The organism is Mesorhizobium sp. M1182, from assembly GCF_040318335.1.
In the GTDB taxonomy this organism is placed as follows: domain Bacteria; phylum Pseudomonadota; class Alphaproteobacteria; order Rhizobiales; family Rhizobiaceae; genus Mesorhizobium.
Window position 1 is genome coordinate 1 of sequence record NZ_JAMYMD010000058.1, and the last position, 21,209, is coordinate 21,209.

The 21,209-nt window shown below is 61.0% G+C and carries 20 protein-coding genes and 1 tRNA gene; 6 read left to right on the plus strand and 15 right to left on the minus strand.

Features of this window, described 5'->3' with window-relative positions; genetic code table 11:
* The first annotated feature begins 157 nt into the window (after nucleotides 1-157).
* The gene (locus tag NKH33_RS32360; RefSeq protein ID WP_352467292.1) at nucleotides 158-529 is read left to right on the plus strand and encodes an endonuclease domain-containing protein; all 372 of its coding nucleotides are present in this window, start codon (nucleotides 158-160) and stop codon (nucleotides 527-529) included.
* Nucleotides 530-754: 225 nt separating this feature from the next.
* On the opposite strand, the gene NKH33_RS32365 is transcribed toward NKH33_RS32360, so the two are convergent.
* The 6 genes from NKH33_RS32365 to NKH33_RS32390 form a co-directional block, all read right to left on the minus strand.
* Nucleotides 755-1,762: a DUF4238 domain-containing protein gene (locus NKH33_RS32365; protein WP_352923583.1), complete on the minus strand. Its 1,008-nt coding sequence runs from the start codon at nucleotides 1,760-1,762 to the stop codon at nucleotides 755-757.
* Between the two features lie 6 nt (nucleotides 1,763-1,768).
* Nucleotides 1,769-5,533 carry a vitamin B12-dependent ribonucleotide reductase gene (locus NKH33_RS32370; RefSeq protein WP_352923585.1) on the minus strand — a complete coding sequence of 1,255 codons (3,765 nt, stop codon included), beginning with the start codon at nucleotides 5,531-5,533 and terminating at the stop codon, nucleotides 1,769-1,771.
* Between the two features lie 647 nt (nucleotides 5,534-6,180).
* Complete coding sequence (locus NKH33_RS32375) at nucleotides 6,181-6,669, minus strand: NUDIX hydrolase (RefSeq protein WP_352772702.1); 489 nt, start codon at nucleotides 6,667-6,669, stop codon at nucleotides 6,181-6,183.
* Nucleotides 6,670-6,891: 222 nt separating this feature from the next.
* Entirely contained in the window at nucleotides 6,892-7,392 is a 501-nt protein-coding gene (gpt, locus tag NKH33_RS32380) for a xanthine phosphoribosyltransferase (RefSeq protein ID WP_352481145.1), read from the minus strand.
* 127 nt (nucleotides 7,393-7,519) lie between these two features.
* Nucleotides 7,520-8,353 carry a universal stress protein gene (locus NKH33_RS32385; RefSeq protein WP_352923588.1) on the minus strand — a complete coding sequence of 278 codons (834 nt, stop codon included), beginning with the start codon at nucleotides 8,351-8,353 and terminating at the stop codon, nucleotides 7,520-7,522.
* 78 nt (nucleotides 8,354-8,431) lie between these two features.
* Entirely contained in the window at nucleotides 8,432-9,181 is a 750-nt protein-coding gene (locus NKH33_RS32390) for a competence/damage-inducible protein A (protein ID WP_352748193.1), read from the minus strand.
* Nucleotides 9,182-9,327: 146 nt separating this feature from the next.
* Here NKH33_RS32390 and NKH33_RS32395 point away from each other — a divergent pair, with 146 nt between their 5' ends.
* A complete protein-coding gene (locus NKH33_RS32395) occupies nucleotides 9,328-10,314 on the plus strand; it encodes an alpha/beta fold hydrolase (RefSeq protein ID WP_352923591.1) in 987 nt (328 codons plus the stop codon).
* 88 nt (nucleotides 10,315-10,402) lie between these two features.
* On the opposite strand, the gene NKH33_RS32400 is transcribed toward NKH33_RS32395, so the two are convergent.
* From NKH33_RS32400 to NKH33_RS32435, 8 genes are all read right to left on the minus strand, one after another.
* Entirely contained in the window at nucleotides 10,403-11,296 is an 894-nt protein-coding gene (locus NKH33_RS32400) for a carbohydrate ABC transporter permease (protein ID WP_023674766.1), read from the minus strand.
* 1 nt (nucleotide 11,297) lies between these two features.
* Entirely contained in the window at nucleotides 11,298-12,149 is an 852-nt protein-coding gene (locus NKH33_RS32405) for a carbohydrate ABC transporter permease (protein ID WP_376705884.1), read from the minus strand.
* A 186-nt stretch (nucleotides 12,150-12,335) separates the two neighbouring features.
* The gene (locus NKH33_RS32410) at nucleotides 12,336-13,661 is read right to left on the minus strand and encodes an ABC transporter substrate-binding protein (RefSeq protein WP_352923595.1); all 1,326 of its coding nucleotides are present in this window, start codon (nucleotides 13,659-13,661) and stop codon (nucleotides 12,336-12,338) included.
* A 33-nt stretch (nucleotides 13,662-13,694) separates the two neighbouring features.
* Complete coding sequence (locus NKH33_RS32415) at nucleotides 13,695-14,780, minus strand: ABC transporter ATP-binding protein (protein ID WP_352772688.1); 1,086 nt, start codon at nucleotides 14,778-14,780, stop codon at nucleotides 13,695-13,697.
* A gap of 164 nt (nucleotides 14,781-14,944) precedes the next feature.
* Nucleotides 14,945-15,184: a DUF2188 domain-containing protein gene (locus NKH33_RS32420; RefSeq protein WP_023674770.1), complete on the minus strand. Its 240-nt coding sequence runs from the start codon at nucleotides 15,182-15,184 to the stop codon at nucleotides 14,945-14,947.
* A gap of 28 nt (nucleotides 15,185-15,212) precedes the next feature.
* Complete coding sequence (locus tag NKH33_RS32425; protein WP_352453484.1) at nucleotides 15,213-15,506, minus strand: DUF982 domain-containing protein; 294 nt, start codon at nucleotides 15,504-15,506, stop codon at nucleotides 15,213-15,215.
* A 62-nt stretch (nucleotides 15,507-15,568) separates the two neighbouring features.
* Complete coding sequence (locus NKH33_RS32430; protein WP_352772685.1) at nucleotides 15,569-15,886, minus strand: SH3 domain-containing protein; 318 nt, start codon at nucleotides 15,884-15,886, stop codon at nucleotides 15,569-15,571.
* A 111-nt stretch (nucleotides 15,887-15,997) separates the two neighbouring features.
* Nucleotides 15,998-17,101 carry an NADH:flavin oxidoreductase/NADH oxidase gene (locus NKH33_RS32435; protein ID WP_352923598.1) on the minus strand — a complete coding sequence of 368 codons (1,104 nt, stop codon included), beginning with the start codon at nucleotides 17,099-17,101 and terminating at the stop codon, nucleotides 15,998-16,000.
* 153 nt (nucleotides 17,102-17,254) lie between these two features.
* Here NKH33_RS32435 and NKH33_RS32440 point away from each other — a divergent pair, with 153 nt between their 5' ends.
* A complete protein-coding gene (locus NKH33_RS32440; protein ID WP_352541399.1) occupies nucleotides 17,255-17,833 on the plus strand; it encodes an NUDIX domain-containing protein in 579 nt (192 codons plus the stop codon).
* Between the two features lie 48 nt (nucleotides 17,834-17,881).
* The gene (locus tag NKH33_RS32445; protein WP_352772681.1) at nucleotides 17,882-18,271 is read left to right on the plus strand and encodes a hypothetical protein; all 390 of its coding nucleotides are present in this window, start codon (nucleotides 17,882-17,884) and stop codon (nucleotides 18,269-18,271) included.
* A gap of 101 nt (nucleotides 18,272-18,372) precedes the next feature.
* Here NKH33_RS32445 and NKH33_RS32450 read toward each other — a convergent pair.
* A tRNA-Leu gene (locus NKH33_RS32450) sits at nucleotides 18,373-18,461 on the minus strand.
* A 740-nt stretch (nucleotides 18,462-19,201) separates the two neighbouring features.
* On the opposite strand from NKH33_RS32450, the gene NKH33_RS32455 reads away from it, so the two are divergent.
* A complete protein-coding gene (locus tag NKH33_RS32455; RefSeq protein WP_352923602.1) occupies nucleotides 19,202-19,684 on the plus strand; it encodes a class I SAM-dependent methyltransferase in 483 nt (160 codons plus the stop codon).
* 578 nt (nucleotides 19,685-20,262) lie between these two features.
* Nucleotides 20,263-20,715, plus strand: a complete 453-nt coding sequence (locus tag NKH33_RS32460; RefSeq protein WP_352453477.1) for a cupin domain-containing protein — start codon at nucleotides 20,263-20,265, stop codon at nucleotides 20,713-20,715.
* The last annotated feature ends 494 nt before the right edge of the window (nucleotides 20,716-21,209 follow it).

The following is a 21,209-nucleotide window of genomic DNA, read 5'->3' on the forward strand; positions in this document are numbered from 1 at the left end:
AGGCCTTAGACGCCTTCAAAAGACGCCCAGTAGGCCAATCAGGTTAAGCACACCCTTCATGCAAAGCCCTCACAAGGGGAGAAGGGATAGCGCTCGGTTTTCCACACTTGGTCTCAAATTCCTTGGACGTCATGCCCAGATTGGATACCCTCGTCCCATGCCGCACCAGCCCGTCGCGCCGACCAAGCGTCGTTTCGCCCGCTCTATGCGACGCGAGCCGACCGAGGCGGAAGACCGCCTGTGGCATGAGCTGCGCGGACGCAAGCTCGACAGCATCAAATTCCGGCGTCAGGTCCCGGTCGGCCGGTTCATCGCCGATTTCGTTTGCGCCGAGGGCAGGCTGATTGTCGAGATCGACGGCAGCCAGCACGCGGATTCGGGCTATGATCGGGAGCGGGATGCCGAATTGAAGGCGAGGGGCTTTCGCGTGCTGCGCTTCTGGAACGATGACGTGCTGCGGGATCTGAACGCCGTCTGCGATACCATCATCGCCTACGTACGGGACGAGAGTTTGCAGCCTTGGCGGTAGCGCGCTCTTCCCTTCTCCCCCTGTGGGAGAAGGTGGCTCGGCGCGGAGCGCCGAGACGGTTGAGGGGTGTTGGACGGAGCGCCGCCGGTGCCAAGCTGGAGCACCCCTCATCCGACCTCGCTTCGCGAGGCCACCTTCTCCCACAAGGGTAGAAGGGGAGAGGCGAACACGTCCCTCGCGGCTAGTCGCCGGCACGGATGATTTTGCCGCTGGTGGGGCTTAATTTTAAGCTACTTCAATTCGCGGGTGCTCACGCCAGTGAGGTTTTTCCTTCATTACTTTATGCGCAAAGGAAAAATCCTTCCTCCGTGCTGCGATAAATCTGTTAGCCCATTGTATTTGAAGAGCATTCAGAAAAATAAGGATGTCCTTGGATATCGGCGCGTATTGAGAATCGACAAGCATTGCGATTTTCATTTTTGCCTGTTCTAACCTTTCCTTCGCATCTAAAATCACTGACACACCGCTTTGAAGCGGAAGAGCGCCATCCACGAAAACCTTCAGTTGGATTTCACTTATTTTTTGCTCTGCCTTGGCACGTTCTTTATGAAAGCCGTCGATGATCGTAGGACACAAAAAACCTAGGACGAGATCCGAAGATATCGGTAAATAAATTTCGATCCCTGGTACACCCAGTCCAATATTTCCGTACGGTCCAAAGTCGTTGTAATTGTGCATTACGAGTGGATTGTCTGAGATGTATAATTCTCCGGCGCAACACTTTTTTAGCAAGATCAATTTCTTGGTTGTCAAGTGTCCTGCAATCTCATCCAATTTATCGAGGTTCATTTTAAGGAGACAAAATTTTTCATATTCTTCGTCCGAAAAATGCTCGGGAATGTCGTTCGTTTTCAGATCGGGGAACCGAAGTTTGACATCTTGAAATATGCCAGAGTAGCTTTGACGCGACGACTTCGAGCGAAGGTGCTGCACAACCACAAAACAACACAGCGTTGCCAAATCCATGGGGCTTAAGGCAGATACGGTCTCGTTAGCTATTATGCTTTCAAGAACAGGTTTTGCTAGGTTCTCTACTTGGGTGAACTTGCTTTCGAAATCCAGGTAAAAATTACCTTTTAAGCGGACTACATTATAATCCGCTTCGCCCATAATATTGCGTGGGTTAGTTCGAAATTCTTTGCAGGTCGATTTGTCAAAGACATGACATTGTCCTTCTGCGCAAAAATTGCGCAGAAGGAATTGTGGAACATAGTGCTGGTTCTCACGCGGCATCGATCCTCAGCTACACCCGCTCGTCGCCCCGCAAGTATCGCACTTCTCGCAAGTCCCGTTCCGCACCATCGTGAAGTTATGGCATTCCGAGCATTCGTTGCCGGTGTAGCCCTGCATCAGTGATTGCTGGCGCCGGTTGGCGGCAAGTGCTTTGGCTTCGGCTGCTTCTTTCGCCGCCTCGTCGGTGAACAGCTCCGTCGGGTCGGAGGCTTCCGCGTAGACGATGTCCTCGACCAGTTCCCTGGCGCGCTCCTCGTAGTCGCGCTTGTAGGCGATGGCTTCGTCGCTGGCCGGCTTCAGCGTCAGCACGTTGGAGCCGGAGAAGGCGGTCGGGGCGGTACGGGCCGGAGTTCCGGAGCCGGAACCCGCAAAGCCTTTCGGCTCGGCACCCATGCCCGACACCAGCTTGACCGGCGAGGCGCCGCGGGTCAGGCCCTTGGAGAAGGGCGTTGCCTTGCCTTCGTTGATGCCGCGCCCGAGCGCAGTCTTGTCGAAGTCCGACTGGTCGACATGGGCGAGGTCGTTGCGGCCGAGATAGGAGACGGCGAGTTCGCGGAAGACATAGTCGAGGATCGACGTGGCGTTCTTGATGGCGTCATTGCCTTGCACCATGCCGGCCGGCTCGAACTTGGTGAAGGTGAAAGCCTCGACATATTCGTCGAGCGGCACGCCATATTGCAGGCCGAGCGAGATGGCGATGGCGAAGTTGTTCATCATCGCCCGGAAAGCGGCACCTTCCTTGTGCATGTCGATGAAGATCTCGCCGAGGCGGCCGTCATCGAACTCGCCGGTCCTGAGATAGACCTTGTGGCCGCCGACGACCGCCTTCTGGGTATAGCCCTTGCGGCGGTTCGGCAGTTTCTCGCGGTCGCGGTAGAGACGCTCGACGACGCGCTCGACGATCTTCTCGGTCACCTGCACCGCGCGCTGCGCGGCCGGCGCCGCGATCAGCTGCTCGATGGCTTCGTCCTCGTCGTCTTCGACGTCGGCAAGCAGCGAGGCGTTGAGCGGCTGCGACAGCTTCGAGCCGTCGCGATAGAGCGCGTTGGCCTTCAGCGCCAGCTTCCACGACAGCATGTAGGCGCCCTTGGCATCTTCCACCGTTGCGTCGTTCGGCATGTTGATGGTCTTGGAAATGGCGCCGGAGATGAAGGGCTGCGCCGCCGCCATCATCATGATGTGGCTGTTGATCGACAGCGAACGCTTGCCGATCTTGCCGCACGGGCTGGCGCAGTCGAACACCGGCAGGTGTTCGGCCTTCAGGAACGGCGCGCCTTCCAGCGTCATCGCCCCGCAGACATGGATGTTGGCGGCCTCGATATCTTTCTTCGAAAAACCAAGCGCCGACAGCATCTCGAACGAGAAATCGTTGAGCTGCTCGTCGGTGAAGCCGAACGTCTCCTTCACCCAGTCGGCGCCCAGCGTCCACTGGTTGAAGACGAATTTGATGTCGAAGGCCGACTTCAATGCGGCGTTGAGCGCTGCGATCTTTTCGTCGGTAAAGCCTTTTGCCTTGAGCGAGCCGGGATTGATGCCCGGCGCCTGGTTGAGATTGCCGTGGCCGACGGCATAGGCCTCGATCTCGGCGATCTGGCTCTCGGAATAGCCGAGCGTGCGCAGCGCTTCGGGCACCGCGCGGTTGATGATCTTGAAATAACCGCCGCCGGCCAGCTTCTTGAATTTTACCAGCGCGAAGTCGGGCTCGATGCCGGTGGTGTCGCAATCCATCACCAGGCCGATCGTGCCGGTCGGTGCGATCACCGTTGCCTGTGCGTTGCGGTAGCCATGCTCCTCGCCGAGCTCGATGGCGCGGTCCCATGCGGCCTTGGCGTGGTCGGCAAGCTCCTGCTGCCTGAGATCCGAGGCGACCAGCGGCACCGGATTGACGGCGAGCTTCTCGTAGCCGTCCCTTTCGCCATACGCCGCGCGGCGGTGGTTGCGCATGACGCGCAGCATGTTCTGCGCGTTGCGGTCGTAGTCGGGGAAGGCGCCGAGCTCGGCGGCCATTTCGGCCGAAGTGGCATAGGCCGTGCCGGTCATGATCGCGGTGAGGGCGGCGCAGATGGCGCGGCCCTCGTCGGAATCATAGGGAATACCCGAGGTCATCAGCAGGCCGCCAATATTGGCGTAGCCGAGGCCGAGCGTGCGGTACTCGTAGGAAAGCTTGGCGATCTCCTTCGACGGGAACTGCGCCATCATGACGGAGATTTCCAGCACCATGGTCCACAGCCGCACCGTGTGCTCGTAGGCTGCGATGTCGATCGTGCCGTCGGCATTGCGGTAGGGCAGAAGGTTGATCGAGGCCAGATTGCAGGCGGTGTCGTCGAGGAACATGTATTCCGAGCACGGGTTGGACGCCCGGATCGCACCGGCCGAGGCGCAGGTGTGCCAGTCGTTCATCGTCGTGTTGAAATGCAGGCCCGGATCGGCCGACGCCCAGGCGGCATAGCCGATCTTTTCCCAGAGATCGCGCGCCTTCAGCGTCTTCAGCACCTTGCCGTCCTTGCGGGCGGTAAGATGCCAGTCGCCGTCCTGCTCGACGGCGCGCAGGAAATCGTCCTTCAGCGACACCGAATTGTTGGAATTCTGGCCGGAAACGGTGAGATAGGCGTCCGAATCCCAGTCGGTGTCGTAGGTCTTGAACGACATCGAGGTGTAGCCCTGCTTTGCAAACTGGATGACGCGGTAGATGTAGTTCTCCGGCACCGCGTCCTTCTTGGCCGCCTTGATCTCGCGCTTCAGTGCGGTGTTGACCGCCGGGTCGAAGCAATCGTCGCCATTGCCTTCGCAGTTGATGCAGACCTTCATGATCGCTTCGAGATGCTTCTTGACGATCTTCGAGCCGGTGACCAGCGAGGCGACCTTCTGCTCCTCATTGACCTTCCAGTCGATGAATTCCTCGATATCTGGGTGATCGGCGTCGACGATGACCATTTTCGCGGCGCGACGCGTCGTGCCGCCCGACTTGATGGCGCCCGCCGCGCGGTCGCCGATCTTGAGGAAGCTCATCAGCCCCGACGAGCGGCCGCCGCCCGACAGCTTTTCGCCTTCGCCGCGCAGGAACGAGAAGTTGGAGCCGGTGCCGGAGCCATATTTGAACAGGCGCGCCTCACGCACCCACAAATCCATGATGCCGCCCTCGTTGACGAGGTCGTCCTGCACGCCCTGGATGAAGCAGGCATGCGGCTGCGGATGCTCGTAGGAAGACTTCGACTTGGTCAGCTTGCCGGTGAACGGGTCGACATAGAAGTGGCCCTGGCTCGGGCCGTCGATGCCATAGGCCCAGTGCAGGCCGGTGTTGAACCATTGCGGCGAGTTCGGCGCGACGCGCTGGGTGGCCAGCATATAGGCGAGCTCGTCGCGGAAGGCGCGCGCGTCTTCCTCCGACTTGAAGTAGCCGCCCTTCCAGCCCCAATAGGTCCAGGTACCGGCAAGCCGGTCGAAGACCTGGCGGGCGTCGATCTCGGAACCGTAGCGCTCGGCTTCCGGCAGCTTGGCCAGTTCAGCCTCGTCGGCGACGGAGCGCCACAGGAAGGAGGGGACTTGCGTCTCTTCGACCTTCTTCAGCCGTGCCGGGACGCCCGCCTTGCGGAAATATTTCTGCGCCAGGATATCGGCGGCAACTTGGGAGAACTGCGCCGGCACGTCGATGTTGTCCAAGCGGAACACCACCGATCCATCCGGATTCTTGATCTCGGAAAGCGCCTTGCGGAATTCGATCTCCGCGTAAGCTGATTGCCCTGGCTTGGTGAAACGACGCTCGATGCGCATTGGTCCGGTCCCTTTTGTCTACATATAGCGCTTTTCCCAGAGGATTTCTGCCCTCTTGAGGAAACGCGCATGTCCGCCGTCTGCCGGCGTTCGAAACCCGCCGGCCCTCATCTTCACAGTCTCCGCCGCCCTGCCGGTCGAACCTCTTGCGAGGCCGCTGTCCGACGCGCTCACGGACCCTGTGGGTCCCTCAAAACTGAAAACTTTTTGTAACGCCCTCGGTCGAGGGAACTTCACATTATCTAGCGTCGAACCTACCTGCAAACACTAAATATAGTATTAACAGACAATTTATTCAAGTCCGACAATCCTCCCCTTTCGCCCCCCAAGGCTTCAAAATCCCACGCATTCGCCGGCCTCGTAAACAGGCGGGAATGCGGATCAAAACGCACATATTCCGGGAAAAAGACCGGCCTCGAAACTTTTCCGGTCGCACTCTCAACAAGAGCGCATGGCCTATAAAAGGCGACTCGTTTTGCGCCGTCAAGGATTCGTTTGCGTAGCTTTTATGACCCCAACATCTTGTGTGTCACATATGTGGATAACGGGGATAGAAGCGGAGCGCGGCGAGGAAGGTTCGGCGCCGCGCGGAGGTGCTTCGGCGATGGCGTTCGCCGGACCTGACCGCGGCTATGCGCCGCTCGGGCTCAGGAGAACCGGCGTGGATCGGCGCAGAAATGGGCGATGATCTGGCTGAGGTCGGGTTCGTTGACCATGCGCACAGCTTCGGCGGCGCTGACCCACTTGCGGGTGCGTGCCCGCTTTTCCTTCCATCGGTCGGCGACCTTGTCGACCTGCAGCGGGAAGACCAGCACCTCGCACGGCACTTCCTCGCCGGAATCCAGCACCTTGGCGTAGAAATAACGGCCGGCCTCGTGATGCGAGATCGTGCCGCGCAGCCCGGCCTCCTCGCCCGCTTCGCGTGCCGCCGCTTCACAGAGCGGCTCCTTTGCTTCCGGCCAGCCCTTGGGAAGCACCCAGCGGCCGGTATCGCGGCTGGTGATCAGCATGATTTCGACGCCGTCCCCGCTATCGCGCCAAGGCAGGGCTGCAACTTGCAGGCGGTACGGCACCGCGCCTAAGAGTCGCCGGACCCTTTCGGCCTTATGGTTGTGCGTCGTTGGCCTCGTCAACATCGGAGAAGCTTGCCCCAGCTTCCAGAATCATTTGCCGTCTCACGAATCTTACGGCTAATTATAAGCAATGAAAGTAAAAAATGTTTCACGGATCGGCCAGATTCCGTCAATCTGCGCCGATCTCAGCCTAATGGCGCGACTGCAGCAGCGTCGCGCCACGCCTTTATCGGTGTGCGGAGGTCCTCTGGGCGGACTCGGTGCATCAAGCGGCGCTGCCGCGAATCAGCCGGCGTGGTCGTCGGCGATCGGCTTCTGGTAGGTGAAGCCCATGTCCCAGGGGAAATAGATCCAGGTGTCCTGGCTGACCTCGGTGACGAAAGTGTCGACCATCGGCCTGCCTTTCGGCTTGGCATAGACGGTGGCGAAATGCGCCCTGGGCATCATCGCGCGCACGATGCCCGCCGTCTTGCCGGTGTCGGTGAGGTCGTCGATGATCAGCACGCCGGCCCCGTCATCGGCGAGCAGCGCCGGCGTGACCTCCTTCAGCACCTGCAATTGGCCCTGGCTGGTATAATCGTGGTAGGAGGCGACGCAGACCGTCTCGATGATGCGGATGCCAAGTTCGCGCGAAATGATAGCCGCCGGAACCAGGCCGCCGCGCGTGATGCAGACGATCGCCTTCCATTGCCCCTTGTTGGCGCCGGCAAGCCGCCAGGCGAGCGCGCGCGCATCGCGGTGGAACTGGTCCCAGGAGACCGGGAAGGCTTTTTCGGGCAGGGACATCTTTCGCGCACTCCGCAAAGCGCGCATCGCGCGCAGACACTATGGAATGCGCGCGGAATTAACTGGAAAGGCTTGGCTTTGGCAAGGGCGCGGCAAAGCGATTGTCCTGCCAGCTATCCCTGTGAACCTACCGCGACAGGAAAGCCGCCACCGGGGCGGTGCGCAGCACCGTTCGCGTCACGCCGCCGAACAGCAGCTGGCGCAGCCAGGAATGGCTGTAGGCGCCGAGCACGAGCAGGTCCGCACCCGACTCGGCGACCCTGGTCTGGATGATGTCGTCGACCGAGGCGCCGCCGGACCTCAGCACCGAGACACTGACGGTCGCGCCATGCCTGGACAGCGAGGCGGCGATCTCGGCGCCGGCTGTTTCCGGCGCCTCGTCGAGCGTATCGGGCGGGTCGATGACGACGATGTCCGTCTTTTCGGCCTCGATAATGAAGGGCAGGGCATCGAAGGCGGCGCGCGCGGCTTCCTTGCTGCCGTTCCAGGCGAGCAGCACATGCTTGAAGCTGGTCACCAGCGAACCCGAATGCGGTACCACCAGCACCGGCCGGCCGGCATCGTAGACCAGGGTGTCGACGTCGGCGCTCGGGTCGCTGCCCGATTCGCGCTGCGCGGCGATAATCAGGTCCGCGGTGCGAACGGTCGAGATGCCGGTCAGCGCACTGTCGCCGGAAAAACTCTCGAGACTGCGCCACTCGAACGACAGCCCGGAATTCTCAATGCGCTTGTGAAAGGCGGCCTGCAACTTCTCGGCGCGCTCCCGGTTCATATCGGCGGAAACCTGCAGGAACTCGGTGTCCGGAAAGCCGGTGGCAGAGGTGTAGGGCACGGGCAGCGCCTCGGCATGGATGCCGATCAGATGGCTCTGGAACCGGCCTGCCAGCGGGATCGCGCAGTCGAGGACGCGCTCGGCATCCTGTTCGTTCTGTAGTATGGCGACGATGGTCTTGAAGCGCATGGCAGTCCCTCACTTCTTACGGCGATCCCATCCGTGACAAACGTCACTGCGCGATGCTGGTTCCGTCAGGCCGGCCGATCAGCCCACTCGGCTTGCCTTGATCAAGCCCGCCACCATAGCCTCTACGTCTGCGCGTGCGGAGTCCAGCGCCTGCTGGCTGCGGGCGCGCACCACCAGTTCCGTCCAGAACTTGCCGTCGCCATATTTCGGGTAGGAGCCGATGATCGTGTCCGGATGCGCCTTCTGGATGTCGCCCAGCGGCCCGCCGATCAGGCCTTCGCCGAACGGGCATTCCACGGTTGCCGACAGCATTTTGGTGCCGGCTCGCAATGTCGGCACGACATTGTCGAGCATCGCCTGGAAAATCGCCGGCACGCCGGCCATGACATGGACGTTGCCAATGCGAAAGCCCGGTGCAACCGACACTGGATTATCGATGTGGTCTGCCCCGCGCGGCATCCGCGCCATGCGCTTGCGCGCTTCGGTGTATTCGATGCCGCGGGCGGCGTAGCTTGCCTCCAGCAGGGCGTAGGCCTTGGCGTCGTATTCGCATGGCACGCCAAAGGCCTTGGCAACCGAATCGGCGGTGATGTCGTCATGCGTCGGGCCGATGCCGCCGGTGGTGAAGACATAAGTATAGCGGGTGCGCAGCGCATTCACCGCAGCGACGATCTCGTCTTCTTCGTCGGGAACGATGCGGACTTCCTTCAGGTCGATGCCGATCGCCGTCATGATGTCGGCGAGGTGGCCGATGTTCTTGTCCTTGGTTCGGCCGGACAGAATCTCGTCGCCGATGACGAGCATGGCGGCGGTGACGATTTCGGTCATGGCAGGCTCCGGCAAACGGGTCGCCTGAGATAGCGCGGCAAACGGCCGGCGGCAATGCCGCCAAACGACGGATCCACCTGTGCCACCTCCCTTGCAGTGGAGCCGTCGGCGGGTGATGCTGCGCCGGTTTGGGCGCTGAGGGAAAGATGCCGGTATCAATTCTGCTATGGCTACCCGGCGCGCTGTTTCTGCTGGCGCTCGTCGTGGCAGCCTATCCGCTGCTGGCGACGCTGCGGATCGCGGCGAAGGCCGAAAGGCTGGTGCCGGCCAGTGGCAAATTCATCGAGATCGACGGCAACCGCATCCATTATGTCGAGACGGGCGAGGGGCGGCCGATCGTCTTCCTGCACGGCCTCGGCGCGCAGCTTCATCAATTCGGCCACACGCTGTTCGGACGGTTCGGCCCAAACTATCGGCTGATCGCGCTCGACCGCCCGGGCTCCGGCTATTCGGTGCGGGCCAGGGCCGCCAGCGGACGGCTGTCCGAGCAGGCCGAGGTCGTGCGGCATTTTATCGACGCGCTTGGGCTGGAAAAGCCGTTGGTCGTCGGTCATTCGCTGGGTGGCGCCATCGCGCTGACGCTGGCTGTCGAGCATCCAGAGGCGATTTCCGGCATCGCCTTGCTGGCACCGCTGACCCATCTGGAGCCGGACGCGCGCGAGAAGTTCGGCCCGCTGTACATTAAGTCGCCGCTGCGGCGCCGGATCATGGCTTGTACGGTGGCGATCCCGGCGGCTCTCAAATATGCCGAAGCGACGCTTGCCTTCATTTTCGCGCCGCAGACGGCGCCGGCCGACTATATGGTCGAGGGCGGCGGCTGGTGCGGGCTGAGGCCAAGCCATTTCTACGCGACATCGACCGATGTCGTGGCGATCGCGCACGACCTTGGCCGCATCGAGCAACGCTATGGCGAGATCACCTTGCCGGCCGGCATTCTGTTTGGTGCTTCCGATCGCGTGCTGGGCATCGATATCCACGGCTGGCCGCTGATGGAAAAGATCAGCGGGCTCGATTTCGAACCTGTCGAGGGGCTTGGCCACATGCCGCAATTCGTCGAGCCGGAACGGGTCGTCGCTTTCATCGAACGCATTGCCGACCGCGCATTTGCGCCGAAGTCCGACACCAGCAGCTGACACCCTCCCGGAACGCGGTCTCGGCCGGCCGGGTGCCCGCCCCGGGCATCCCGGCCGCCGGGAATACCTCCGAACTTAATCACGTCGGCTATTCCTTCACGGCTCCGGTCATCGAGGAAACATAATGCTCGACAAAGAACGAATAGAGCACCACCACCGGCAGCGAGCCGATCAGCGCTCCCGCCATCAGCGCCCCCCATTCATAGACGTCCGAGCGCACCAGCTCGGTGAGCACGCCGACCGGCACAGTCTTGTTTTCGGACGACTGGATGAAGGTCAAGGCGTAGATGAACTCGTTCCATGACAGCGTGAATGCGAAGATGCCGGCGGAAATCAGCCCCGGCACCGATAGCGGCAGCACGATCTTGGTGAGGATCTGCCAACGGCTCGCCCCGTCGATCAGCGCGCATTCTTCCAGCTCGAACGGGATCGAGCGGAAATAACCCATCAGCAGCCATGTGCAGAACGGGATCAGGAAGGTCGGATAGGTGAGGATGAGCGCGAACGGCGTGTCGTAAAGACCAAGGTTGAACACCATCACCGACAGCGGAATGAACAGGATCGAGGGCGGCACGAGATAGGCCAGGAACACCGCGAGGCCGACCTGCCGCGCCCCGGAGAACCGCAAGCGCTCGATCGCGTAGGCAGCGAACACCGCAGCCAGCAGCGACAGGAACGTGGCGGCGGTCGAGATGATGATCGTGTTGAGCAGCCAGCCCGGATAGGATGTCTCGAAGAGCAGGTAGCGGATATGCTCGAGCGTCGGATGCACCACCCAGAACGGATTGAAATTGGCGTAGTCGGTCATCTCGAGGTTGGGCTTAACCGCCGTGATCGTCATCCAGTAGAACGGAAACAACAGCACGATGACGAAGATCAGCAACGGCAGGTAGACCGTCACCACGCGGCGCGGCAAACTCTGCAGGTAGCCCATGCCGCCTTCGTCGAGTTCCGGGCGTTTGCTCGTTTCGATCGCGGTCATGTCAATCTCCGCCGCCCTGCTGCCATTTGCGGCGTTGCAGGCCAAAATAGCTGAACAGGATCGCCGCCAGCAGGAACGGGATCATGGCGACCGCGATCGCGGCGCCTTCGCCAAGCTGGCCTCCGGAAATGCCGCGCTGGAACGACAGCGTCGCCATCAGATGCGTGGCGTTCACCGGCCCGCCGCGTGTCAGCACATAGATCAGCTGGAAGTCGGTGAAGGTGAACAGCACCGAAAACGTCATGGTGATGGCGATGATCGGCGTCAGCAGCGGCAGCGTCACATAGCGGAACAATTGCCAGCGGCTGGCGCCGTCGAGCGTGGCGGCCTCGTAGAGCGACTGCGGGATCGTCTGCAGGCCGGCAAGCAGCGTGATCGCCACGAAAGGAATGCCGCGCCAGACGTTGGCGGCGATAACCGAAGCCCGCGCATTCTCCGGATCGCCGAGGAAGTTGATGCGATGGTCGATCAGGCCCATTTCCATAAGCGCCCAGGACAGGATCGAGAATTGCGAATCGTAGATCCACCAGAAGGCGATCGCCGACAGCACCGTCGGCACCACCCAGGGCAGCAGGACGATCGCGCGGAAGAACGACTTGAACGGCAGGTTCTGGTTGAGGATAAGCGCCAGCCACAGGCCGAGCGCAAACTTCAGGATCGAGGCGCTGATCGTGTAGAGCAAGGTGTTGAAGACCGAGAGCCAGAAGACGGCGTCATCCCACAGATATTCGTAGTTCTCGATACCGATGAAGATGCCGGGGCGGCCGATGCGGGCATCGGTGAAGCCGAGCCAGACGCCGAGCCCGAGCGGATAGGTCAGGAAGACCAGCAGCAGCGCCGCCGCCGGCAGCATGAAGCCGAAGCCAAGCGCGTTATGACTTTCGGACACGAACGTCAGAATGCGCGACAGCGCCGACCGGCGTGGCTGAGCGGCAGTGGAGGTCACGGCCATGGGTCGGCTCCTCTAAGGTCTCATTGAACGGCCGGGCGGCCATGCGCGATTCGAAGCCGGGCAGCATGGCTGCCCGGCTGAACCGGCTCAAACGCGATAGTAGCGGTTGGCGCGCTTCTCGGCTTCTTCCATCGCTTCTTGCGGCGTCGCCTGGCCTGTCACCGCCTTGGCGAACATGTCGACCAGCACATAATCGGCCATGGTCGCTGCCGAGGCATAGCCAAGCGGGCCGGCATAGCCGTTGGGCCGCAGCGTCGCCGAGGCCTTGGCGTAGGCGGCATTGTTCGGATCGGCCGTCCACACCGGGTTGTTGTCGAAGGCTTTGAGCGTCTGGCAGCAATAGCCTGCCGACGACGTGATCCACTGCGACATTTGCGGATCCTCGAACATGAACTGCAGGTAGGCCTTGGCGGCGTTGGGGTAGGGCGTGTAGTCGAAGATCACGGCCGTGGTCACCTGGAACAGCTCGACGGATTTTCCGACCGGGCCGATCGGCAGGTTGGTGGTGCGGATGTCCTTGGCCATCTCGGCCAGTTTCGGATCCTTGTCCTTGTTGATCTTGGCGGTGTTGTAGGCCGAAATGCCGTTGGCGATGACGCTCAATTGCCCGGCCAGGAAGGCGCGGTTGTTGTTGACGTCGAGCCAGCTTTCGGTACCGGGAATGAAGGTCTTGTAGAGCTGCTGCGCGTATTCGATCGCCTTCAGCGTCTCGGGGCTGTTGATCGTCACCTTGCTGCTCTCGTCGACCATCTGGCCGCCATGGCTCCACAGCAGCCAGTGGGCGTAGTTGTTGCCATCGCCGACGCCGTGGCCATGCGTGAAGCCGGCCGGGTGCCCCTTCGCCTGCAATGCCTTGCAAAGCTCGAGCAGGCCTGCCGTGTCCTTCGGAAATTCGGAGAAGCCAGCCTCCTTCACCCAGCTTTCACGATAGACGATGGCATTGCCGATGGTCGCCAGCGGCAGGCCGAGGAACTTGCCTTGCCGTGTCGCATATTGGTGCGGTCCATCGTGCCAGCCGCCATATTTCGAGCCGAGATATTCCCCCAGCTCCGTCACGTCGTGCAGCTTGTCGGGATATTGGTGCGGGTCGTCGAACCAGACGAACATCAGGTCCGGGCCGGAGCCGACATTGGCGGCGACCGCCGCCTTGGGGCGGATGTCCTCCCAGCTTTCCTTGTCGACGCGGACCTCGACGCCGGTCGCTTCGGTGAAGCGTTTGGTGTTGGCCAGCCATTGATCCTCGTCGCCCTGCACGAAAGGCGACCAGCGCAGCAGCCTGAGCTTGGCGCCGTCCTCGGGCTTGTATTTCAACCCCTCCTGGGCAAAGGCGGGAGAGCCGATGAGCCGGCTTCCCAAGGCTCCCGCCGCAACGCCGGCGGTGGTGCGGATCACGTCACGTCTGGTGAATTTCATGCTCGCTTCCTCCTGCTTATTGTCCTTGCCGTCCTACTGCCCGATGGGCGTTTCGAACCGCTGTCCGGTTTCGCCGTGAAAGAGGTGAATGAGGCCAGGCTCGGCCGTAAGCCGGATGGTTTCGCCCGGCGTGAAGGAATGGCGTTCGCGGAAATTTGCGACGATCTCATCGCCGCCGGCGGTGCGGCCGATGAGCTGCACTTCGGACCCTGTAGGCTCGACCACCACGACGGTGACCGGAATGCCCTGATTGTCGGACAGCCGTAAATGCTCGGGCCGTATCCCCAGCACGACCGGCTCACCATTGCCGATGGAAAGTGCCGAGGCCAACGGGACCGAAATCCCGCCAGCGCCGCGAAATGACGGCGAGCCGTCGCTTACGATCTCGCCTCTGAGCATGTTCATGGCGGGCGAGCCGATGAAACTGGCGACAAACAGATTGTTCGGCCGGTCGTACAACTCGAGCGGCGGCCCGATCTGCTCGACGATGCCGTCATGCATGACGACGATCTTGTCGGCCATGGTCATCGCCTCGATCTGGTCGTGGGTGACGTAGACCGTCGTCGTCTTCAGGCGCTGGTGCAGTTCCTTGATCTCGGCGCGCATCTGCACCCGGAGCTTGGCATCGAGATTCGACAGCGGCTCGTCGAACAGGAAAACCTGCGGATCGCGCACGATCGCCCTGCCCATGGCAACGCGCTGGCGCTGGCCGCCGGAAAGCTGGCGCGGATAACGGTCGAGCAGCGGCACCAGTCCCAGGATTTCGGCCGCGCGCCGCACGCCGGCATCGCTCTCCGTCTTGGGAACGCCCTTGAGCATCAGCGAGAACGCCATGTTCTCGGCGACCGTCATATGCGGATAGAGCGCATAGTTCTGGAAGACCATGGCGACGTCGCGCTCCTTTGGCGCAACGTTGTTGACGACACGTTTGCCGATCGCGATCTGGCCGCGCGAGATCTTTTCCAGGCCGGCGATCATCCTGAGAAGGGTCGACTTTCCGCAACCCGAAGGACCGACCAGCGTGACGAACTCGCCGTCGTTTATATCGACGCTGACCCCGTGCAGGACCTCGACGGTCCCAAATGATTTGTAGACATCGCCGATTGCGACAGACGCCATCGATCTCCTCCCGATTGATTCCTGCAACGACTTCGAAGGAAACCGCTTTCCTGCCTGGCCCGCGACAGCGCCCAGGCTCCTCCCCGGTCACGCGCGATGTGAGACGGTAGCGCTACCAAACCGACCTGTAAAGCACGCCGGCATCACTGGGATATCGGCACACCCTAATCCGAAACCTCGGTCTGCGGCCGGTCGCGGCCGTCCGCGAGCTCGTCGTGCCATTTGCCGTCGGCGTCCTCGTACTGGATGCCATCGGTGTTGCCGGCGACCTGCTGTTCGGCGGAAGCGATCTCGGCGGCGCGCAAGGCGTCCTGATGGGTGGGGAACGTTTCGGAGAATGTCGAGCCGACCTTGTAGGCCCAGCCTCCGTCATGCTCGACGATCTTGTAGGTCAGTTTCGCCATGAAACCCTCCGGTTGAAAGCCCGTTGCCTCAATGCAGCCTGTCGTCGGCCAGTCTGTCGTCTGGCAGCCTGTCGTCTGCGACCAGCACGTCCGATTCCCTGGCGGCTTCGATCAGTGCCCGGCGCGCATCCGCCGTCGAACGATAACCTTCCAGCACTTTTAGGCAAGTGTCGAGGGCATCACGATGACGCGGCCCGCGGTTGAGTGGCCAGACCGTCATCAAGCACTCCGCCGCCTCCTGGGCGCTGCGGATCTGCCGATATTTGCCGACATGGCCGAGTTCGACCACGACCGGCTTTTCAAATGGCTTGCTGTCCATCATCGCCGCCAACGCGGAGCGGCCGATTTGGTTGCAACTGCTATTTTAGCTCAGGCGAAAATAGCTCAATAGCCGCAGTCGTTGCGCAGCCAGCGTGCATTCGCCCAGCCGGTGCGGCCGCCGAAATCGACCTTGTACCAGCTTCCGCGGCGGTCGAAGATCTCGGTTTGGTCGCCGTTGAATAATTGCCCGATCATGCGCGACGACGAGTTCGGTCGGGCTCGAACGGCGAGAAAGCCGCTTCCCGTCGCCAGATTGTAGTGCCTGGAAAGTCCGTGCACCGTGCCTTCGCAATATTGCGCCCCGGCCGGTGTCGATGAGGCGAACGACAGCCCGGCCGCAACCGCGACGGCAGCCGCAATGGAAATCCCCCTGAACGACATGTCACTGCTCCCCCCAACCCGCCGCGCCCAGCCGCGGCCCCGGCCACCCTACACCGGCAGAGGATCAAAGCGAAGCTGTAATGCCCCGCCCAGCGAGGTGAGAACCCGCCGTCAGGTCGCCGCCTTCATCCAATGCTGCATCGTTGTCACCGAGCGGGCAAGCTGCGGCGCCGGGTGGATTTCTTCGCCAAAGGTGGCCGCGGCGCGCCAGCCCCAGCGCGGATCGGCGAGGAAGGCGCGCGCCAGCGCCACCATGTCGGCGCGCCCGTCGGCGACGATCGCCTCGGCCTGTTTCGGATCGTCGATCAGGCCGACGGCCCGCGTCGGGATGCCGACGGCCTTGCGCACCGCTTCGGCCAGATGAACCTGGTAGCCGGGCCCGGAGGGCAGCTTCTGCAACGGTGAATTGCCGCCGCTCGAGCAGCAGAGATAGGCGACGCCGGCTTCCTTCAGCGCTTTTGTCACTTCGATCGCATCCTCGACCTCGAAGCCGCCGTCGACCCATTCCTTAATCGACAGGCGCGCGCCCAGCATCAGCCTGGGCACCGCCTTCTTCACCGCCTTGGCGATCTCGACGGCGAAACGCATGCGGTTTTCCAGCGAGCCGCCCCAGCGGTCGGTGCGCCGGTTGGAGAGCGGCGACAGGAACTGGAAGATCAGATAGCCATGCGCGGCATGCAGCTCGATGAAGTCGAAGCCGGCGCGCTCGGCCCGCCGTGCCGCTTCTGCGAAGCGTTCGATGATTTGCAGGATCTCGTCGTCCTCCAGCGCCCGCGGCACCTGCCAGCCGGTGTCGTAGGCGATGGCCGAGGCCGACACGATCGGCCACGGATCTTGATCGGCATGCAGCGGGCCGCCGCCCTCCCAGGGTTTGCGGTTCGAGGCCTTGCGGCCGGCATGGGCAAGCTGCGTGCCGAATTTCGTGCCCGGTGCGGCGACACGCTTGGCTGCATCCAGCGTGCGTCGCGCGGCCGCCTCGTTGTCCTCGGAATAGAGGCCGAGACAGCCATGCGAGATGCGGCCGCGCCGTTCGACATCGGTCATCTCGACGGTGACCATGCCGGCGCCCGACATCGCCAGGTTCATCCAGTGATAGAGGTGCCAATCGCTGGCCGAGCCGTCCTCGGCCGAATACTGGCACATCGGCGCGACCGCGATGCGGTTGGGGAAGGTCAGGCCGTCGAGGGTGATCGGCTGGAAAAGCGATGAGGTCATAAAAAACTCCGGAAAGGGTTGCCGCTATTTATGCAGCCGATTGTGCCAGCGCCAGACACGAGACGGTGAACCGGTGCTCTGGACCAATTGGTGGCCCGATTGCACGAACCGCCGTTCGCGGCTACGCCTTGCCGCGGCAGCAGGGAGTCCACCATGGAAGATCGCATTCGCATCCGCTCTGAGGAAGTCCTTTCCGACGAGTGGGCGGTTTTGAAAAAGACCGTCTTCGACTATCGCCGGCGCGACGGCAAATGGGAAACGCACACCCGCCAGACCTACGATCGCGGCGACGGCGCGGTGATCCTGCCTTTCGATCCGGAGCGTTCGACGGTGCTTCTGGTGCGGCAGTTCCGCTACCCGGCCTACGTCACCGGCCACAAGGAGCCGCTGATCGAGGCCTGCGCCGGCCTGCTCGACGAAGACGATCCCGAAACCTGCATCCGCAAGGAGGCCGAGGAGGAACTCGGCTATCGGCTGAAGGACGTGCAGCGGCTGTTTTCGCCCTATATGAGCCCCGGCAGCGTGACCGAGCGGCTCTGGTTCTTCGTCGCCCGCTATTCGCCCGCCGACCGCATTTCCGACGGCGGCGGCGCGCATGACGAAGGCGAAGACATCGAAGTTTTGGAAATGCCGCTCGACGAGGCGCTGGCCGGCATCCACGACGGTCGGATTATCGACGCCAAGACGATTATCCTGATCCAGCATTTGAAGCTGAACCCGATCGGGGGGTGAACGGCTTTGCCGCAACGGGCTGAGATGCAGCTGAAAGGGAACAGATCTATGATTATCAAAAACTTGCCGAAGTGGTTGGGTGCGACTTCGATGGCTGTCTTTCTCCTGGCATCGATTACCCCGTCACACGCTGAATCCTATTCCAACCTGCAAAGCAAAGGATACAAGACCGGCAAGCTGTCGCGAGGTGCATCAGGCTCGCTGGGCTGGTTCGTGTCCAACGGCGAGAAAAAATACTTCTGCAGAATGCGAGCGGCGCGAGCCTATATCGGCACTACAGGGATGGTCGCTTTTACTGCCGCCGGTCGGCAAATCTCGTTGGACAGGGAAGTCTACGAAAAATACGCCGGATTTGATGCATCCATTCCGCAGCTTTCAGACCTGAAGGCTGGTAAGCTCAACACGCGAGCTGTCGGTAATTGCGGTCCCGCAAAGTGAACCGCCCTTAAGCTGTCTTGGCAAATCCAAATCTGGTGCGGACGACGGGAATCGAACCCGTACGATCGGAGATCGAGGGATTTTAAGTCCGTTGCGAGGGTTGGTGTGGGCGACGGGATTTGAACCCGTAAGTGCTTGAAACACCGGCAGATTTTAAGTCTGCTGCGTATACCAGTTCCGCCACGCCCACCTCCCACATTGTGGGGAAATCCCACCAGTCTCCCGCATGGTTTCCCACACGGTCGGCCTAGGATTTGCCGTTCACTACCACGAGCCTCGGAGCCGCGCCACCTTCGAGGGCGGTCAGGTTGTCGAGCAAGTGATTGGGTGCGAGGTGGGCGTAGTTCAGGGGTGGTCTGGATCGACTTGTGGCCCATCCAGATTTGGACGCGCCGGATGTCGATGCCACGGATGATCTGCCACGAGCAGCACGTATGCCGCGTTGTGTAGACCACGGTGTCGGACAGTCCTGGGATGTGTTCGCGGATGCTGCGCCACACCTCTATGACCTCCCACTTGCCGATGTCGCAGACGTCGCTGTGCTGCATCAGACGGTGGATGCCCTTGCGGTTCTGAGCCATCAGGCGACTGCCAGGAGATCGTGGTCGTGATGCGTTAATGGGGTTGGCTGGACTAGCTTTGAAGGCGATGTCCTAAACACCGTCCTCTCCTACTCCAATGCGGGCGCCTAGTTTCCCGCAAGTTGAGATCAGCAAGGCGCCTCGCAGCGCGCTTGAACGTGGTGTCCATGATGTTTTTCTGTGTTTTTGTGGGGGGCAGGCTTTTCTTGGTCACGACTTATGAATAGTAGAAGGTAACGAGCGCTATATTTCGGCGATCTCTAATATTAGGAGTATATGATTTGTGGTGGTCAAGGTTCAAAGAGGTTTTGCAGGAACATGGGAGGATAGACTGGACGGGATATTCTCATTGGAGATCGACTATGCTGGGAAATCCATTCTCGATGTTGGCTGCAATATGGGTGTTGTCGCCTATGAGATATCCAAGCTGAAACCCAGTTCGATCCATGGGATCGACGTTGCCAAGCCGCATATCGAGACCGCAAAGATGTTGTTGAGTGGCTCCCCGGTGCATGCCCGGTTCGATCGCCTGAATCTTGGCAGCCGGCGCCTCGGTAATATCCTTCTACCGAAATACGATATCGTCCTGCTGCTGGCCGTCCATCAGCACATGCAGCGCAACATCGGCCCGGACAAGGCACGAAGGGTGCTTTCCAATATTGTGAGGCGCACCTCGAACGTCGTTGCCCGCGTTCCGCCTGGAACGGATGGCGAATTTATCGAAACGCTTTCTGACGAGGGGTTCAAGGTTAAGAGCACTCACACATCACCTCTTGGCAGTCATGTGCTGGTGCTTGAGAAACCGCCTCACGCACCTCTAAGATTGTGCTGATTTAATTCGATTTCCTCTTCTGGAGCCACCCTTGGCGTAGTTGTCTAACTCGTCGTCGGTGCCGGCCTGCAGATTGATGTGGTTTGGTTTGGCCATGAACGTCTGTTCTCCTTTTGCCACACGATTCCCACAACGGCGTGTTTCCCACAAAATCCGTTGCACGAGTGGAGAGATTAAAATGAAATGAAAAACCCCGGCGCAAACCGGGGAATTACAAGCGTTGAGGGGTTAGTTGCGAGGGTGCAACGGACTAGAACGGGATTTTAAGTCCCTTGCGTCTACCAATTTCGCCACGTCCGCAGGCCAGTCCTGTTCAGATGCCGGGCAGGGGCCGTCAAGCCGTCTTCTGCCGTCGACAAATCTGGCACTGGAAGCTAGCGAGGCCGATCACCTACAGTGATACAAACAAAATCGTTTCACCTGGAAATGTTTTTAGCGGCAGCTTCCGCGGCTACCGCGAATGCGCGTCCCCCGTTCGCAGGATGCGTTCGGGCGCTCTGCCCTGATAGACTCCAAGTGGCAAGTGGATCGGCGCGCCGATACTCGACGCCGTCCTCTACAGACATTGGGAGATTGTCATGCTCAAGCTTGCCTCTGCCCTGGCACTGCTGGTTGTTGGGACGGCGTCTCTGTTTGCCGATGAGATGCCGATGAACGCCAAAGACATCAAATGGGGTCCTGCTCCAGCTGTCATTCCCGCTGGCGCGGAAATGGCTGTTGTCGCTGGAGACCCCTCAAAGGAGGGCGCCTATGTGCTGCGGTTGAAGACACCCGCCGGCTACAAAATTGCCGCACATAATCATCCCACCACGGAATACGTAACGGTGCTTTCCGGCAACTTCCATATTGGAATGGGCGATAAGCTCGACGAGGCGAAAGGTGTCGAACTGACTGCTGGCGGCTTCGGCGTCGCGCCGGCCGGAATGAATCACTTCGCCTGGACGACAAGCGATACGATCATCCAGGTTCATGGCGAGGGGCCATTCAAGATCACCTACGTCAACCCGGCAGACGATCCAAGCAAGAAGTGACAGTTCGGGATCGAATTGAGTGAACCGGCCGAAGGCTCGAACGATGGAGTGCGTCAAACTCCGCGACCGTCGATTCAGAAGGATCCTCTAACGAGACGAAAGCTGATTGGCCGCAACGGAATCGTATTCCGCCTGGGCCATTTGCCATGAATGGCGCAATAACAAAAACCCGCCTCGGGAGGCGGGTCGTTGGAGCCAATTGGCACCATACCCAAATTAGTAGCATAGCTGCCGGCACAAAGCAAGAACAAAGTTGCTGCGGCCGGCACAAAATGCCCTTGGCGATGGGCGAAGGCCATGGCGCATCGATCTCCCTCCTAGAGGAGGGGGAGATGGCCGGCAGGCCAGAGGGGGTCGTCGCGCGTGGATAGGCGACCCCTCTGTCGCCTTCGGCGACATCTCCCCCTCGAGGGCAGGGCTATCGCAGATGGAACGCCGAGGCTTTCGCTCTACGACGTACCCCCACCCCTAACCCCTCCCCACAAGGGGGAGGG

Bases quoted from the DNA above. Each gene is read 5' to 3' on its own strand.
- NKH33_RS32385 (WP_352923588.1), bottom strand. From the start codon at position 8,353: ATGCGCTTCAAGACCATCGTCGCCATACTACAGAACGAACAGGATGCC.
- NKH33_RS32420 (WP_023674770.1), bottom strand. From the start codon at position 15,184: ATGGCGAAACTGACCTACAAGATCGTCGAGCATGACGGAGGCTGGGCC.
- NKH33_RS32445 (WP_352772681.1), top strand. From the start codon at position 17,882: ATGATTATCAAAAACTTGCCGAAGTGGTTGGGTGCGACTTCGATGGCT.
- NKH33_RS32460 (WP_352453477.1), top strand. From the start codon at position 20,263: ATGCTCAAGCTTGCCTCTGCCCTGGCACTGCTGGTTGTTGGGACGGCG.
- NKH33_RS32415 (WP_352772688.1), bottom strand. From the start codon at position 14,780: ATGGCGTCTGTCGCAATCGGCGATGTCTACAAATCATTTGGGACCGTC.
- NKH33_RS32375 (WP_352772702.1), bottom strand. From the start codon at position 6,669: ATGTTGACGAGGCCAACGACGCACAACCATAAGGCCGAAAGGGTCCGG.
- NKH33_RS32440 (WP_352541399.1), top strand. From the start codon at position 17,255: ATGGAAGATCGCATTCGCATCCGCTCTGAGGAAGTCCTTTCCGACGAG.
- NKH33_RS32405 (WP_376705884.1), bottom strand. From the start codon at position 12,149: ATGCTGCCGGCGGCGGCGCTGCTGCTGGTCTTCCTGACCTATCCGCTC.
- NKH33_RS32400 (WP_023674766.1), bottom strand. From the start codon at position 11,296: ATGACCGCGATCGAAACGAGCAAACGCCCGGAACTCGACGAAGGCGGC.
- NKH33_RS32430 (WP_352772685.1), bottom strand. From the start codon at position 15,886: ATGTCGTTCAGGGGGATTTCCATTGCGGCTGCCGTCGCGGTTGCGGCC.
- NKH33_RS32365 (WP_352923583.1), bottom strand. From the start codon at position 1,762: ATGCCGCGTGAGAACCAGCACTATGTTCCACAATTCCTTCTGCGCAAT.
- NKH33_RS32360 (WP_352467292.1), top strand. From the start codon at position 158: ATGCCGCACCAGCCCGTCGCGCCGACCAAGCGTCGTTTCGCCCGCTCT.
- NKH33_RS32410 (WP_352923595.1), bottom strand. From the start codon at position 13,661: ATGAAATTCACCAGACGTGACGTGATCCGCACCACCGCCGGCGTTGCG.
- gpt (WP_352481145.1), bottom strand. From the start codon at position 7,392: ATGTCCCTGCCCGAAAAAGCCTTCCCGGTCTCCTGGGACCAGTTCCAC.
- NKH33_RS32435 (WP_352923598.1), bottom strand. From the start codon at position 17,101: ATGACCTCATCGCTTTTCCAGCCGATCACCCTCGACGGCCTGACCTTC.
- NKH33_RS32395 (WP_352923591.1), top strand. From the start codon at position 9,328: ATGCCGGTATCAATTCTGCTATGGCTACCCGGCGCGCTGTTTCTGCTG.
- NKH33_RS32425 (WP_352453484.1), bottom strand. From the start codon at position 15,506: ATGATGGACAGCAAGCCATTTGAAAAGCCGGTCGTGGTCGAACTCGGC.
- NKH33_RS32390 (WP_352748193.1), bottom strand. From the start codon at position 9,181: ATGACCGAAATCGTCACCGCCGCCATGCTCGTCATCGGCGACGAGATT.
- NKH33_RS32370 (WP_352923585.1), bottom strand. From the start codon at position 5,533: ATGCGCATCGAGCGTCGTTTCACCAAGCCAGGGCAATCAGCTTACGCG.